This window comes from Aestuariivivens sediminicola, assembly GCF_022662015.1.
Taxonomy (GTDB): Bacteria; Bacteroidota; Bacteroidia; order Flavobacteriales; family Flavobacteriaceae; genus Aestuariivivens; species Aestuariivivens sediminicola.
In genome coordinates this window covers 185335-201403 of the sequence record NZ_JAKMCM010000006.1, presented here as the reverse complement: position 1 = coordinate 201403, position 16069 = coordinate 185335, and the positions used below count along the sequence as shown (strand labels likewise).

8 protein-coding genes are annotated in these 16069 nt (G+C 40.2%); 7 read left to right on the top strand and 1 reads right to left on the bottom strand.

Annotation, left to right across the window (positions count from 1 at the left end; all coding sequences use genetic code 11):
• Both ggt and MR041_RS13670 read left to right on the top strand, forming a co-directional pair.
• On the top strand, positions 1-1704 hold the full coding sequence (gene ggt / locus MR041_RS13675; RefSeq protein WP_242094809.1) for a gamma-glutamyltransferase: 1704 nt from the start codon (positions 1-3) through the stop codon (positions 1702-1704).
• Between the two features lie 81 nt (positions 1705-1785).
• Positions 1786-2499, top strand: a complete 714-nt coding sequence (locus MR041_RS13670) for a hypothetical protein (protein WP_242094808.1) — start codon at positions 1786-1788, stop codon at positions 2497-2499.
• A gap of 79 nt (positions 2500-2578) precedes the next feature.
• Here the strand turns inward: MR041_RS13670 and MR041_RS13665 are convergent, their stop codons facing one another.
• Complete coding sequence (locus MR041_RS13665) at positions 2579-3103, bottom strand: hypothetical protein (protein ID WP_242094807.1); 525 nt, start codon at positions 3101-3103, stop codon at positions 2579-2581.
• Between the two features lie 552 nt (positions 3104-3655).
• Here MR041_RS13665 and MR041_RS13660 point away from each other — a divergent pair.
• The 5 genes from MR041_RS13660 (at position 3656) to MR041_RS13640 (ending at position 16063) form a co-directional block, all read left to right on the top strand.
• Positions 3656-6874, top strand: a complete 3219-nt coding sequence (locus tag MR041_RS13660) for a VCBS repeat-containing protein (RefSeq protein WP_242094806.1) — start codon at positions 3656-3658, stop codon at positions 6872-6874.
• A 96-nt stretch (positions 6875-6970) separates the two neighbouring features.
• Positions 6971-9802 carry an excinuclease ABC subunit UvrA gene (uvrA, locus tag MR041_RS13655; RefSeq protein ID WP_242094805.1) on the top strand — a complete coding sequence of 944 codons (2832 nt, stop codon included), beginning with the start codon at positions 6971-6973 and terminating at the stop codon, positions 9800-9802.
• A gap of 24 nt (positions 9803-9826) precedes the next feature.
• On the top strand, positions 9827-10516 hold the full coding sequence (locus tag MR041_RS13650) for an LOG family protein (RefSeq protein WP_242094804.1): 690 nt from the start codon (positions 9827-9829) through the stop codon (positions 10514-10516).
• A 128-nt stretch (positions 10517-10644) separates the two neighbouring features.
• On the top strand, positions 10645-13479 hold the full coding sequence (locus MR041_RS13645) for a gluzincin family metallopeptidase (RefSeq protein WP_242094803.1): 2835 nt from the start codon (positions 10645-10647) through the stop codon (positions 13477-13479).
• A gap of 169 nt (positions 13480-13648) precedes the next feature.
• Positions 13649-16063 (top strand): alpha-ketoacid dehydrogenase subunit alpha/beta, encoded by a 2415-nt coding sequence (locus MR041_RS13640; protein WP_242094835.1) that lies wholly within the window; start codon positions 13649-13651, stop codon positions 16061-16063.
• Positions 16064-16069 lie beyond the last annotated feature (6 nt).

Sequence of the window (16069 nt, the reverse complement as noted above, 5' to 3'; positions counted from 1 at the left end):
ATGAATAAAGGTTTTTATCTATCCCTACTTCTCTTAATTGGTTTTGCATGCAAGGATTCCAGAGAGTCTTCAGAATTACGAACTCCTGAAAGCGGATTAATAACCGAAAAGGCCATGGTGGTATCGGCACGAATAGAGGCTTCTCAAATAGGGAGTGACATTCTTAAGATGGGAGGCAACGCCTTTGATGCCATGATTGGAACAGAACTAGCTCTGGCAGTGGCCTATCCATTCGCAGGGAATCTGGGAGGTGGCGGATTTATGGTCTACAGGACCAATGATGGTGCCATTGGGGCGATTGATTACAGGGAAAAGGCCCCCCTGGCTGCCACCAAGGATATGTTTCTCGATTCCATTGGCAAGGTGATCCCCAACAAAAGTATCATTGGTGCTATGGCGGTTGGCATACCGGGAACAGTGGCTGGCGTATTTGCCGTTCATGAAAAATTTGGAACCATCCCCATGGACTCCATTTTAAAACCCGTGATTGCCTTGGCAAGACGCGGTGTTGTCGTTACCCAAAAGCAAGAAAAACGGATACAAAAATACCAACCTTTATTTCCTAAAGCCAATAAAGACAGCATTCCCTTTGATCGGCATTGGAAGGAAAATGACACCATCAAATATCCTGCTTTGGCTAAAACCTTAGAGCACATAGCGCTTCATGGAAAGGCCGGTTTTTATAAAGGAAGAACAGCAAAAATTCTAGTCGATTTTATCCAGGACAATGGTGGCATCATGACCTTGGAGGATTTGGAGAAATATGAGGCCAAATGGCGTACACCTGTTGTTTTCACCTATGATGATCTGAGAATCATCTCGATGTCACCTCCTGCCAGTGGCGGTGTTTGTCTGGCACAGATTATGAAAATGATCGAACCTTTCGATCTGCATGCCTATGGCCATAATACCCTAAAAACCATACAGGTATTGACCGAAGCCGAGCGAAGAGCCTACGCCGATAGAAGTTTTTATCTGGGTGACCCTGATTTCGTTGATATTCCTTTAGACACCTTGTTGGATGTGCGTTATTTAAACCATCGCATGCAGAACTTTTCATTCGAGAGGGCGACGAAGTCCAGCGACATAAGCCATGGAAACATTGCGCTTTTTGAAAGCAATGAAACCACCCATTATTCGATTGTCGATCAATTTGGAAATGCCATTTCCGCAACAACCACGCTTAACGGGGCCTATGGTTCAAAACTCTATTGCTCTGAACTGGGTTTTTTCCTGAATAATGAAATGGACGATTTTAGCAGCAAACCGGGGGCCCCAAACATGTTTGGTCTCATCGGTGCTGAGGCCAACAGCATAGCCCCTGAAAAACGAATGCTCAGTTCTATGACACCTACCATTGTTGAAAAAAATGGGGAACTTTATATGTCTGTTGGTACACCCGGTGGATCCACCATTATAACTTCGGTATTACAGACTATTTTGAATGTGCATGAGTTTCATATGACCATGCAGGACGCTGTAAATGCACCTCGGTTCCACCATCAGTGGTTACCCGATGAAATCAGAATGGAACCCCATTCATTTGATACGACGCTTATAAATAGTCTGGAGAATTTAGGATATACCATCAACCTGGAGGACTCGCCAGTAATCGGCAAAGTCGATGGAATACTTGTTTTAAAGGATAAAAAGTTAGAGGGTGGTGCAGATCGTCGAGGGGATGATACGGCAGTCGGTTTTTAGCTTTTTTCTTTCTTTTACTCAACCACAATTAATATTTTAGCCAAAGAGGGATGCAATGGCATTTCTAAAATTGGGGCTGACATGACATTTAAAAAAATATTGAAAATACTGGTTGGAGTTTTGGTGTTCTTAACATTGCCCAGTCTTTTACTCTACGGGTTTTTATATTTTAAATATAACGAACCCCTGCCCAACGGCGTTTCGGGTGAACCCGCCGATGCCCTTGCTCATAAAATGCTGGAATCTTTAAATTACGAAGCTTTCAAGAATACGGCGTACATCGAATGGACCTTTAAAAAGCGTCGGCACTACAAATGGTATAAAAACAAACAACATTGCGATGTCCTATGGGAGGATTTTCGGGTTAATTTAAACCTTTCGGGTTCCGGTGCTCATAAGGCTTATGTCCATGGATTCATAAAAGACGGTCCTATGGCAAACGAACTCATTGAAAAAGCGATTTCCTATTTTAATAATGACTCATTCTGGCTGGTAGCGCCCTATAAGGTATTTGACGATGGGGTAAAGCGGCAACTGGTAACCGATGACCAGGGTGAAGCCCTACTGGTTACGTATACACTAGGAGGTTCCACACCAGGAGATTCCTATCTCTGGATCCTTAACAAGGAGCACAGGCCGATTGCTTTTAAGATGTGGACGTCCATCTTACCTATCGATGGATTAATGGCCTCATGGAACGACTGGACCACTACGACCACCGGTGCTCAGCTTCCTACATTTCATAAGTTTTTATTTTTTGGCTTGGAGATAGAAAATATAAAAACGGCTCTCTAAGAAGCTATAAGCTCTGGCATCCCACAAGCAAGATGCGGTTCTTGACTCAGATTAAGACCACATTAACACACCAACTGAACTATTTACCTCTCTGACCTACAAACTGATGTGATTTCGATTTAAACAGCACGTTAAAGGTTGTTAAACTGCCGTAAATTCTTGTAATGTACTGCTGCAAATCTATTTTCCCCTGTTCATCCAGATCACTTGAGTTAATCCGCTGTTCCATAACGCGCAATCGGTCCCTGACCATGGTAATTTTATGAAAAAAGGTGTCAATTGGAATCTCCTTACTCTGCAATGCGGTATCGGCAGGCTGCAGGATCATGGTTCCCCCCTTCCATTTGTCCGCTATCGGAACCGTTTCCGAAAAACCACTCCATTTCTTTAAAATATGGACTAAACTGCTTTCTACCTCGAAAAAACTAACTGTATCAACAACATCCTGACAGGCCTCAATCGTTTCAAATTCACTATCTAAATCTATGGTTTCCAAACCATTTTCCATGAATGTTACCCAATAATGCTGAGACGTTACGTTCGTAATGACACCCTTGCCATATTCAGGATGATTAATTCTTGAGCCTATGCCTAATAATTTCATGATTCCTTTTTTTATTGATTGCTGTATTTAATTTCTATACTGTGTTCTAAAGAAATATATACAATGATACAAAACTTGAACAGTTCTATAAGCATAATGATAAAATGATTGTGCCAATATAGCAATCCTTCCATATGTTTCAACTCATGTATACTTTTTGCCTACATATACATGTTCAAGATAAAAAAATATGCACCTCATAGTCTTTGTGATCATCCATATTTAAACATTACAACAGGTAAAATTACGCTTATTACATCTCAATAATCATTACCTATTAACCTCTTATTTAAAAGAGCTATTTATACTATTTAAGTCTAAACAAACGTCGTTTCCTTAGAATAAAAAGATATAAACCTGGTGAAATAGTGTTACTCAGGCCCGTATTGTGTTAAAAATGATTTTCGTTTAAAACATACATTCAAATAACGTATATTAGTTACCAAATTCGACTTTTCCTTAAAACATCAATCTTATTATAGTCATAATTATCCTTAAAGAATTCTAAACATGCGAGGTTTTCAGTTTCTATTGCTGCTAGGTTTATTATTTATGTCGTGCAAACATAAAAATGAAACCTTATTTATTGCTGCCACATCAGCAGCTACCGGAATTGACTTTAACAACACCATCACTGAAACGAATGACTTGAACATTCTTGATTACATCTATTTCTATAATGGTGGCGGTGTAGCTATCGGTGATATCAATAATGATAGTTTACCGGATATTTTCTTTTCGGGTAACCAGGTAAAAAACAAATTGTTCCTGAATAAGGGCAACCTGGAATTTGAGGATATCACAGCCAAGGCCGGTGTATCTGGCCATAGCTCCTGGAACACTGGTGCTGTTATGGGTGATGTGAATGGTGACGGCCTATTGGATATTTACGTCTGCGCGGTTGTTGGGCTGAATGACTTTAATGGCCATAATGAACTCTATATAAATAATGGGGATGAGACCTTCACAGAAAGTGCAGCGCAATATAAACTGGACCATAGGTCCTACAGCTCTTCTGCAGCCTTTTTAGATTACGATTTGGATGGCGATTTGGATATCTATCTCCTAAATCATGCCGTACATACGGATGACTCCTACAAGGGGGTGAGTTTGCGTCAAAAACGGAATTACAGCACTGGTGACAAACTTTTAAGGAATGATGGAGATGTTTTTATCGACGTGAGTGAGTCAGCAGGTATTATTGGTAGTATCAGTGGATATGGATTGGGTGTTACTATTGCCGATTTTAATCAGGATGCCTACCCCGATATCTATGTGAGTAATGATTTTTATGAAGACGATTATTATTATTTGAACAATGGCGATGGCAGCTTTTCAGAAAAACTTAGGGATTATTTCGGTCATGTAAGCAGATTTTCAATGGGAAATGATGTCGCTGATTTAAATCAGGATGGATGGCCTGATATCATGTCATTGGATATGCTTCCTGAAGATGAGGTGGTTTTAAAATCCTCGCAGGGCGATGATAATGTGCAAACCCATAATATGAGAAAACTGATGTTTGGTTATCATAACCAGTACACCAGAAACATGCTCCATATTAACCAGCAGAATGCCAATTTTTTAGAAACAGGACTCTTAAGCGGTGTGGCCGCAACAGACTGGAGTTGGAGTTGTCTTTTTGCAGATTACGATCAGGATGGTAAACAGGATCTTTTTGTAACCAACGGCATCCTAAAACGCCCTAATGATTTAGATTTTACAAATTTCTTTTCCAGCGACAACATCGGGGATAACCGGAAGGAATCAAAATTAATGAGCCAGAAAGCCCTTGATGCAATGCCTTCAGGTAAGATTAGGAATTTCATGTTTAAAGGAGGTGAAAACTTACTGTTCGAGGATGTATCAAACGAATGGATCCCGGATGAAAAATTTGTTTCCGGTGCAACAGCTATTGGTGATTTGGATAATGATGGTGATTTGGATATCGTGGTGAGCAATCTTAATGAACAGGCGTCCATATATGTTAACCAAATTAACGATTTAAAACCGGCTAATGCCAATTTTATTAAACTCAGATTTAATTACTCAGATGCTAATCCCTTCGGTATCGGTACTAAGGTATTTGCACATTACGATGGCGAACTTCAGTATAAGGAACTCTATACGGCCAGAGGGTTCCAATCGTCGTCGGAACCGATTATGCATTTTGGTTTTAGCGATGTAAGCACCTTAGATTCACTGGTGATCATATGGCCAAACAAAACGAGTCAAACCCTAAAAGACATTCGTTTAAACCGCACCTTAACCGTCGTACCTCATGAGGTTAGACCCTTTGAGTATGACGCATTACTAAAAACATCGACGCCATTGTTCAGAAAAACGGATCTTAATTTAGGTGTTGATTTCAAACATGTTGAAGACAACTACCTTGATTTTAATAGGCAGAAACTCATTCCCTATCGCGTATCAGATCGCGGTCCAGCCGTTGCCATAGGTGATTTGAATAACGATGGCAGGGAGGATATTTATTTTGGCGGATCAAAATCCATAGCCTCAAAAGTATTTTTTCAAACAGATACGACGTTCACTGAACAGGACGACTTGCCATTTTTAAGTGATCCCATATATGAAGATGTCGAAGCCATTATTGCCGATTTTAACAATGATGGAATGAACGACATCATTATCGGGTCAGGTGGGGGTGATTTTTCAAATCAAACTAAGCCACTACTCGATAATTACTATACAAAATCCAGGGATACCTTTAAAAAAGAAAGCTTCCCGGAATTTTACGAAAATGCATCCGTAATCATTGCCAACGATTTTGATAATGATGAGGATTTGGATGTCTTTATTGGAAGTCATGCGGTATCCAACGATTTTGGTAATATTCCGAATTCATTCATCCTTAAAAATCAGAATGGCAGTTTCTCAATTCTGAACAATGAAAAACTTCAAAAAGCAGGAATGGTGACGGATGCCATATGGGATGATTTTGATGGTGATGGGCAGGTCGATCTCATCGTAGTTGGAGAATGGATGTCTCCGAAATTCTTCAAAAACAATAAGGGTGATTTTACCGAAGTAACCGTAATGGACACCGCATTAAGAGGCTTATGGAGACAAATTGAAGCATTTGACATTGACAATGACGGAGATACAGATTACCTTTTGGGAAACTGGGGCAGCAATTCTAAGTTCAAGGCGTCAACCGAGCACCCGATGAAAATGTATTATGCAGACTTTGACCAAAACGGTAAAACCGAAACTATAGTTTGCACCTATAAGAACGGTGAATATTATCCGCTGTTAGGACTAAATGAACTTTCCGGGCAATTGGTTAATTTGCGTAAAATATTCAGTAAATATAAAGATTTTGCAGGTCAGCCGATTGAGAATATTTTAGGTAAGGACCAACTAAAAAAAGCTAAAGTTCTGGAGGTTGACGAACTAAGATCCGGATATTTAAAAAATGAAGATAATGTATTTTCATTTGTGCCCTTTAAAAATGAATTACAGGTATCGCCGATAACATCCTTTTTAAGTTTCGATTTTAATGCCGATGGAAGAAATGAAATTTTAGCGGGTGGTAATTATTTTGGTGTGACCCCATTTCATGGTAAATTCGACTCCTTTCCGGGGGCCTTGATAAAAAATGAAAATGATATCATAATGGGGCATTTAATTGGTTTGGATTTCAGTAATAAAGCGATCAAAAATCTCAGTATGATCCACATGAATGGCTCCTACTATTTATTGGCTACGATAAACAATGATAAAGCAGAAATTTATGAGCTTTTAGATTAATTTTTAAAAACTAATTTGTTTCCAGTTGTTTTTTCCAATGCCATTCTATCTTCAAATTAACACTGAAAATCGTACCTTTGCACTTTTGCAAATTTTATGGGTCATTTTGACGAATTTATCGAAGTTAAAGGGGCAAGGGTACACAACCTAAAAAATATTGATGTATCCATTCCCAGGGAAAAACTGGTGGTCATTACCGGTCTATCCGGTAGTGGGAAATCCTCATTGGCATTCGATACCATTTATGCTGAAGGGCAGCGCCGCTACATTGAAACCTTTTCTGCATATGCCAGACAATTTTTAGGCGGTTTAGAACGCCCCGATGTCGATAAAATAGACGGCCTGTCGCCCGTCATTGCAATAGAACAAAAAACGACTAGCAAATCGCCGCGATCAACAGTTGGTACGATAACTGAAATCTATGATTTTATGCGCTTGTTGTTTGCCAGGGCAAGTGATGCCTACAGCTACAATACCGGGGAAAAGATGGTAAGTTATAGTGATGAACAAATTAAGCAACTCATCCTCGAAAACTTTAACGGTAAGCGCATTAACATTCTTGCTCCGGTCATTCAATCTCGAAAGGGGCATTACCGCGAACTCTTTCAACAAATTGCCAGGCAGGGCTTTGTCAAGGTGCGAACCGATGGTGAAATACGAGATATTGTCAGTGGTATGCGACTGGACAGGTACAAATCACATGATATTGAAATCGTTATAGATCGCTTAAAGATCGATAACTCAGCAGATCTGGATAAAAGACTTACCGAGAGCATCAATACGGCCATGTACCATGGCAACGATGTACTTCTAGTCATTAATCAGGACACCAATGCCTTACGATATTTCAGCAGAAATTTAATGTGTCCCAGCTCCGGTGTTTCATACCCGAATCCGGAACCCAATAATTTTTCATTTAATTCACCAAAAGGCGCCTGTACGCATTGTAACGGGATTGGTGAACTATATCAGATCAATGAGAGCAAGATTATCCCGGATACCTCATTATCTATAAAAAATGGCGCTTTGGCGCCGCATGGTCCGGAAAAGAAAAGTTGGATTTTTAAACAGTTCGAGACCATTGCGCAGCGATTCGAATTTCAATTAAGCGATCCATGGAAATCCATACCCGAAGCGGCCAAACATATGATTTTGTATGGAGGCAATGAAAAGTTTTCGATCGAGAGTAAAACTTTGGGCGTAACGCGTAATTACAATATTGATTTTGAAGGTGTCGCCAACTTTATTGAAAAACAATACAAAACGGCAGAGTCAAAATCTCTAAAACGCTGGGCCAAGGAATTTATGGATAAAATTACCTGTCCGACTTGTGAAGGCTCAAGACTTAAGAAAGAATCGCTCTATTTTAAAATTAATGATAAAAATATTGCCGATTTGGTCAACTTAGATATTGGTGAGTTGGCAGAATGGTTCAAAGACCTTAAACATCATCTTTCGGATAAACAGTTTATAATTGCAGAGGAAATTCTTAAGGAAATTAATTCCAGGTTACAATTTCTACGCGATGTCGGCCTGGATTATCTGGCACTGAACCGAAGTTCAAAATCGCTTTCCGGTGGAGAAGCCCAGCGTATTCGTCTGGCCACCCAGATAGGATCGCAATTGGTTGGGGTGTTATACATTTTGGATGAACCGAGTATCGGCTTACATCAGCGGGATAACGAAAAACTCATTAACTCGTTGTTGTCATTGCGAGATATCGGAAATTCCATTATTGTTGTAGAGCATGACAAAGACATGATTGAACGAGCCGATTATATTGTCGACATTGGACCTGAGGCGGGCAGGCATGGCGGTGAGATCATCAGTATAGGTCCCCTTGACGAATTAAAATCGCATGATACACTAACTGCAGAATACCTAAACGGTACCAAAGCAATCGAGGTTCCCAAAAAAAGACGTTCGGGTAATGGAAACTATCTGGAGTTGAGAGGTTGTACCGGCAACAATTTAAAAAATGTATCGGTTAAATTTCCACTGGGAAAAATGATAGGTGTTACGGGGGTATCCGGTAGTGGAAAATCGACGCTTATTAACGAAACCCTATATCCCATTTTAAATGCGCATTATTTCAATGGTGTAAAAAAGCCAATGCCTTACAAAAGTATTGAAGGTCTGGAACATATCGATAAGGTCATCGATATTAATCAATCCCCTATAGGGAGAACGCCGCGGAGCAATCCAGCCACGTATACCGGAGTTTTCAGTGAGATTAGAGCCCTGTTTGCCAAAATTCCGGAAGCCATGATACGGGGTTATAAAGCCGGTCGCTTTAGTTTCAATGTATCCGGAGGACGTTGTGAAACCTGCAAAGGAGGTGGTTTGAGGGTCATTGAAATGAATTTCTTACCCGATGTTTACGTGGAGTGTGAAACCTGTCAGGGGAAACGATTTAACCGAGAGACCCTTGAGATACGGTATAAGGGCAAATCCATCAGCGATGTATTAAATATGACCATCAATGAAGCTGTGGCATTTTTTGAGCACATTCCTAAAATTTATAATAAATTAAAAACGATAAAGGATGTGGGACTGGGCTATATTACCTTGGGCCAACAGAGCACAACACTGTCCGGCGGTGAAGCACAACGCATCAAACTGGCGACCGAATTAAGTAAGAGAGATACAGGCAACACCTTTTATATACTCGATGAGCCAACAACAGGACTCCATTTCGAAGATATAAGAGTTCTTATGTTAGTCCTGAATAAATTGGTGAATAAGGGAAACACAGTGCTCATCATAGAACATAATATGGACGTTATTAAAACGGTCGACCATATTATTGACATCGGCTATGAAGGGGGTAAAAAAGGCGGAAAAATAGTGGCAGAAGGAGCTCCGGAGGCCATTATCAACCATAAAAAAAGCTATACCGCCAGGTTTTTAAAAAAAGAATTAAATTAGAAAATTGAATTTTAGTGACGTGCTATGAGAAAACAACATCACCACAAAGGTTGGAATGAGATCAAAACAAACGACTCCTGGGCCATATTTAAAATCATGGGAGAATTTGTAAATGGCTTTGAGAAAATGAGTCAAATCGGACCCTGCGTTTCCATTTTTGGATCAGCCCGGACCAAACCTGATCATGAAACCTTCAAATTAGCAGAACAGATTGCACGGAAAATAGTAGAATCCGGCTATGGTGTAATTACAGGCGGAGGCCCCGGAATAATGGAAGCGGGGAACAAGGGTGCTCATTTAGGCGGAGGAACTTCCGTCGGTCTGAATATAGAACTGCCTTTTGAACAACACGACAACCCTTATATCGATAAGGATAAGAGTCTAGATTTCGACTATTTCTTTGTTCGCAAGGTGATGTTCGTTAAGTATTCTCAGGGGTTCATCGTCATGCCGGGGGGATTCGGTACATTGGATGAGCTTTTTGAGGCCCTTACGCTTATACAAACAAAAAAAATTGAAAAATTTCCAATCATTTTGGTGGGATCCGATTTTTGGGAAGGTCTATTGCACTGGGTTAAGGACACGCTTTTAGCTAAATTTTCGAACATCAGTCCCAACGATCTCAACTTAATACATGTTGTGGACACAGCGGACGAGGTTATAGATATTTTAGATGCATTCTATAAGGAATCGCGCCTAAGCCCGAATTTTTAACCCCATTTATGTCCATGTTGATTGAAAACCTGTGAAGTTCTCCTATTTTGGATGACCCATAAATAAACGTATAATTCGCTATATTGCAACGCCTTGAATGATATCTTAAAAGCCTAAATGTTAATAATTTGAAGTCAAGTCTCTTTAGTATCTTAATATGCTTCCTCTTTCAATCTCTTGCCTTTGGTCAAAATAAAATAGACGTAAAAGCAAAATTTGATATTGAAAAAAGAGAGATTGCCATTATTCAAAGCATTACCTATACCAACACCACCCAGGATACTTTAAGTACCATTTATTTAAACGATTGGAACAATAGTTACGCCACCAAGACCACGCCCTTGGCCATAAGGATTGCCGATGAATATATTAATGACTTCCACCTGGCCAAAAATGAAGAACGCGGATACTCTGTCATTACCTCCATCAAGCAACATAATGCTGAGGTTCCTCATGAACAGCTTCTAAATCAGATAGATGTCATAAAAGTGGATCTCAACGTTCCCGTGCTTCCCGGACAGTCCTATACCTTAGACCTGAACTATTTGGTTAAAATTCCAAGAGACAAATTTACAAGTTATGGTATAACACCGGAAGGTGATCTCAATTTGAGATATTGGTATATAACACCGGCTGTATATGATGGTAAGTGGCATTACTACAGTAATAAGAACTTAGACGATCTGTTTATTCCAAAATCCGACCTGCATCTAGAGATTGAGTTTCCAAAATCCTATTATTTGACCTCCGAACTGGACGTGGATGGCATCTTGGAAACTACGGCCAGACAACGGGTTGTCAAATTAAGCGGCTCTAATAGAATAAATACAAAACTTTACTTAAATAAAACACCAACATTTAATTCGCTGGAATCGAAGGGAATTGAAATTCTTTCAAGTATAAATGAAGAAGGTCTCGAGAAGATAGATAAAGCTTTAATAACGGATAAAGTCGTTCATTTTATAAAAAAGAATTTCGGAGCATATCCACATAAAAAGCTTCTCGTCTCTCAGATAGATTTTTTGAAAGACCCCATTTATGGGTTGAATTTTTTACCCAGCTTTGTTAAACCCTATCCGAATCACTTTGAGTATGAACTGAAATTGTTAAAACTAGTGTTACATAATTATCTGGAGAACACCTTATTGATCAATCCAAGGAGAGACCAATGGTTATTGGATGGCATTCAGATCTTTTATTTGATGAATTATGTGGATGAATATTATCCCGACATGAAGTTTTTAGGGTCATTAGCGGACTTTTGGGGCGTGCGTTCATTTCGTGCCGCAGATATGACCTTCAACGAAAAATATGTGTTCGGGTATATGGTTATGGCCAGGACCAACCGAGATCAACCATTGCTTATGGCAAAGGATTCACTCCTAAAATTCAATAAGAACATAGCCAATAAATATAAAGCCGGGATTGGGCTCAAATATTTGGATGACTTCATTAATGCTGACGTACTAGAAAAAAGCCTCAGCACATTTTTAATGAACACAAAGCTCCAATTAACTTCGAGCGAGGAATTTGAGCGCTTTTTAAAACGGCGAACTTCAAAAAATATTGACTGGTTTTTCAAGGATTACCTGGAAACACGTAAAAAAATTGATTTCAGAATTAAGGATGTTAATGACGCTGAGGATTCCATTACACTGACAATCAAGAACAAGCGTCATAACAGTATGCCCATCTCCCTGTATACGCTAAATAACGATAGCATCATCTCTAAAATTTGGGTAGAGAACATAGACAAGAGCAAGACCCTCACCATACCAAAGCAGGACGCCAATAAATTGGTTTTAAACTATGAAAAATTAATCCCTGAAATTAATTTGAGGGACAACTGGAAATCTTTAAAGGGAATTTTCTTCAACAATAAACCCTTGCAGTTTCGCCTTTTCAAAGATGTCGAAGACCCTTATTACAACCAGGTGTTTGTGCTTCCTATTGCTGAATTCAACAACATTTATGATGGGATAACCCTCGGTATGCGCTTCTACAATACGGCATTACTGAGAAAGCGCTTTAACTATAAGATTGCTCCAAAATATTCATTCAGGTCCAAATCCCTGACTGGTGGAGGTGCCATGTGGATGAATCACTACTTCGAAAATAACGATTTGTATTCCTTGAATTATGGGATTAGAGCCAGCTACAACTCCTATGCGGACGATTTATTCGTAAGACAGATCATTCCATCGGTTACCCTCATGTTCCGACAGGACAATGATTTCAGGTCGAACAAAAGACAATCCCTTGTCATACGATATGTGGACATACATCGCGATAGAGACCCCAATAACACATTGAGTTCCTCAGAACCCAATTACACTGTGTTTAATACCAGGTATGTGCATTCCAATGACAATCTAATTCATTTTAACAAATGGTACGTCGATTTTCAGGTGGCTAAAAATTTCAGTAAGCTGGCCTTCAATTATGAATACAGAAAGTTATTTGAGAGCAACAGGCAGTTAAATCTGAGATTATTTGCGGGTACCTTTATCGAAAACAACAATGATCCAGCATCGGATTATTTTAGTTTCGCACTGGACAGACCAACAGATTATCTGTTCGATTACATGTATCTGGGGCGATCTGAAAATACGGGAATCTTCAGCCAGCAATATATCGATGCAGAAGGGGGCTTTAAATCAAAACTGCAAACGCCTTTTGCCAATCAATGGATAACCACTCTAAATACCAGTACCACCTTGTGGAACTATATTTTGGCCTATGGAGATATCGGTTTTGTCAAGAACCATAATAGCCATCCGAAATTTGTTTATGACTCCGGTATTAGAGTCAATCTTGTAACCGATTATTTTGAAGTTTATTTTCCCATATATTCCAATTTAGGTTGGGAAATCGGACAACCTAACTACGATCAGAAAATTAGAATCAAATTTACAGTAGACCCTCAGATTCTGTTGGGCTTATTCCGCAGGCGCTGGTTCTAGATATTCCATTTATTGAAATATTATCTGTTTAAATTGAATAAAATGAATAATATTCAATTATTTTCTATATTTCAATAACTTTTTTAAATATAATTCAATTATTTAACACAGCTATAAATTGCAAAAGCAACAAACTTTAGTTAAATTTGCAACGCACTTTATCAAGACAATGGATATCATCCCCGATTTAAAAAGCAACATCACTTTTGAGGACTTCAAAGCAGAAGTTTTGAAAGATTATGCCACAGCTTTGAGAAGCCGGGAATGCAGTTTATTGGGGCGTCGAGAGGTCTTGACCGGTAAGGCAAAATTTGGAATTTTTGGCGACGGGAAAGAGGTACCTCAATTGGCTATGGCCAAGGCTTTTGCAAAAGGCGACTGGCGTTCAGGTTATTACAGAGACCAGACCTTTATGATGGCCATTGGTGAATTTACGGTAGAGCACTTTTTTGCCGGGCTCTACGCCAATACGGATTTAGAACTGGAACCCATGTCCGCCGGGAGGCAAATGGGTGGTCATTTTGTGACACATAGTCTTGATGAACACGGAGAATGGAAGGATTTAACGACTCAGTATAACTCCAGTGCAGACATCTCCCCCACTGCCGGTCAAATGCCACGTCTTTTGGGACTGGCTCAGGCGTCTAAAATTTACAAAAACCTAAAAGCCATCGATGCCGCTAAATTTTCGAACAATGGCAACGAAGTGGCCTGGGGTACCATTGGAAATGCCAGCACCAGTGAAGGCCTGTTTTTTGAAACGGTAAATGCTGCTGGCGTTCTTCAAATTCCAATGATTATAAGTATATGGGATGATGAATATGGAATTTCGGTGCCGGCAAAATACCAAACGACCAAAGAGAATATTTCCGAAATTTTAAATGGTTTCCAAAGGGATAAGGAGCAGAAGGGCTATGAGATTCTGCGCGTTAAGGGTTGGGATTATCCCAATCTTATCGAAACCTATCAGGAGGCTGCTGCCATTGCGCGACATGAGCACGTTCCGGTAATTATTCATGTACAGGAACTAACCCAGCCGCAAGGACATTCGACTTCCGGCTCCCATGAACGCTATAAAAGTAAGGAGCGTTTGGATTGGGAAGCCGAACACGATTGCAATATCAAAATGCGCGAATGGATCATCGAAAGCGGTATTGCATCGAATGAATCGCTTTTGGAGTTAGAACGGAACATTAAAAAAGAAGTCCGGGCCATTAAGAAAAGTACCTGGGAGGAATTTTTAGAGCCGATTCGCAAGGATCGGAAAGCACTTATTGCTCTCCTTCAACCCCTGGTTGATACGAGTCCAAATGGAGTGTTTTTAGGCAAGCTGTTAAAAGACTTGTCCGCAATTAATGAACCCACCCGAAAGGATGTGGTTTCCTATGCGCGGCGCGCACTGCGTTTTACCATCGGCGAATCATCTGATGAGAAACGTAAACTGTCGGAATGGATAACTCAGGTCCTCGAGGATACCGAGCCGAAGTTTAGCTCTCATCTGTACTCTGAAACAGAGCGCTCCGCGATCCATGTGAAAGAGGTGAAACCTATTTATCAAGATGACGAACTGAATCAGGTTGACGGCAGAATCATAATTCGGGATAATTTTGATGCCATTTTCAATACACACCCCGAAGTACTTATTTTTGGGGAAGACACCGGAAACATTGGGGATGTGAATCAAGGCCTTGAAGGTTTACAGGAAAAATACGGTGAACTCCGCATAGCGGACACCGGAATTCGAGAAGCCACTATTGTAGGACAGGGTATCGGCCTTGCATTAAGGGGGCTTCGACCCATAGCAGAAATCCAATATTTGGATTACCTGTTATACGCACTTCAGATCATAAGTGACGACCTGGCGACGCTGCACTATCGTACCAAAGGCATGCAGAAGGCACCGTTAATAGTCCGTACCAGAGGACATCGGCTTGAAGGTATCTGGCATTCCGGATCTCCAATGGGAGGTATTGTGAACCTGGTAAGGGGTATTTTTGTTTTAGTGCCCAGGAACATGACCAAGGCGGCCGGTTTTTACAACACCCTACTCGAAGGCGACGATCCTGCAATTGTAATTGAATGTTTAAATGGGTATCGTTTGAAAGAGCGTATGCCGAGCAACCTTTCCGAGCTACGAACACCTATCGGAGTCGTTGAAACCGTTAAGGAAGGAAAAGATATTACCCTGGTGTCTTATGGTTCTACCCTGCGCATTGTTATGGATACTGCCAAAGCGCTATTAAGTGTGGGTATTGATGCCGAAGTTATTGATGTTCAATCTCTGATTCCTCTTGACTTAAATCATGATATCGTTAAAAGTATAGCAAAAACGAATCGTCTAATGGTAATTGACGAGGATGTTCCCGGGGGTGCTTCAGCCTATATTCTAAATGAAGTATTGAATACCCAGAAGGGATATCAGTATCTGGACAGCGCACCCAAAACCTTAACTGCCAAGGACCACAGACCGGCCTATGGAAATGATGGAGATTACTTCTCCAAACCTTCTGCAGAAGATGTTTTTGAAGCCGTATATGACGTCATGCATGAATTTAATCCATCTGATTTTCCTAAATTGAGATAAGATCAA

Coding starts and splice junctions, on each gene's coding strand:
- MR041_RS13650 (WP_242094804.1), top strand. CDS start 9,827: ATGAGAAAACAACATCACCACAAAGGTTGGAATGAGATCAAAACAAAC.
- MR041_RS13665 (WP_242094807.1), bottom strand. CDS start 3,103: ATGAAATTATTAGGCATAGGCTCAAGAATTAATCATCCTGAATATGGC.
- uvrA (WP_242094805.1), top strand. CDS start 6,971: ATGGGTCATTTTGACGAATTTATCGAAGTTAAAGGGGCAAGGGTACAC.
- MR041_RS13660 (WP_242094806.1), top strand. CDS start 3,656: ATGTCGTGCAAACATAAAAATGAAACCTTATTTATTGCTGCCACATCA.
- ggt (WP_242094809.1), top strand. CDS start 1: ATGAATAAAGGTTTTTATCTATCCCTACTTCTCTTAATTGGTTTTGCA.
- MR041_RS13640 (WP_242094835.1), top strand. CDS start 13,649: ATGGATATCATCCCCGATTTAAAAAGCAACATCACTTTTGAGGACTTC.
- MR041_RS13670 (WP_242094808.1), top strand. CDS start 1,786: ATGACATTTAAAAAAATATTGAAAATACTGGTTGGAGTTTTGGTGTTC.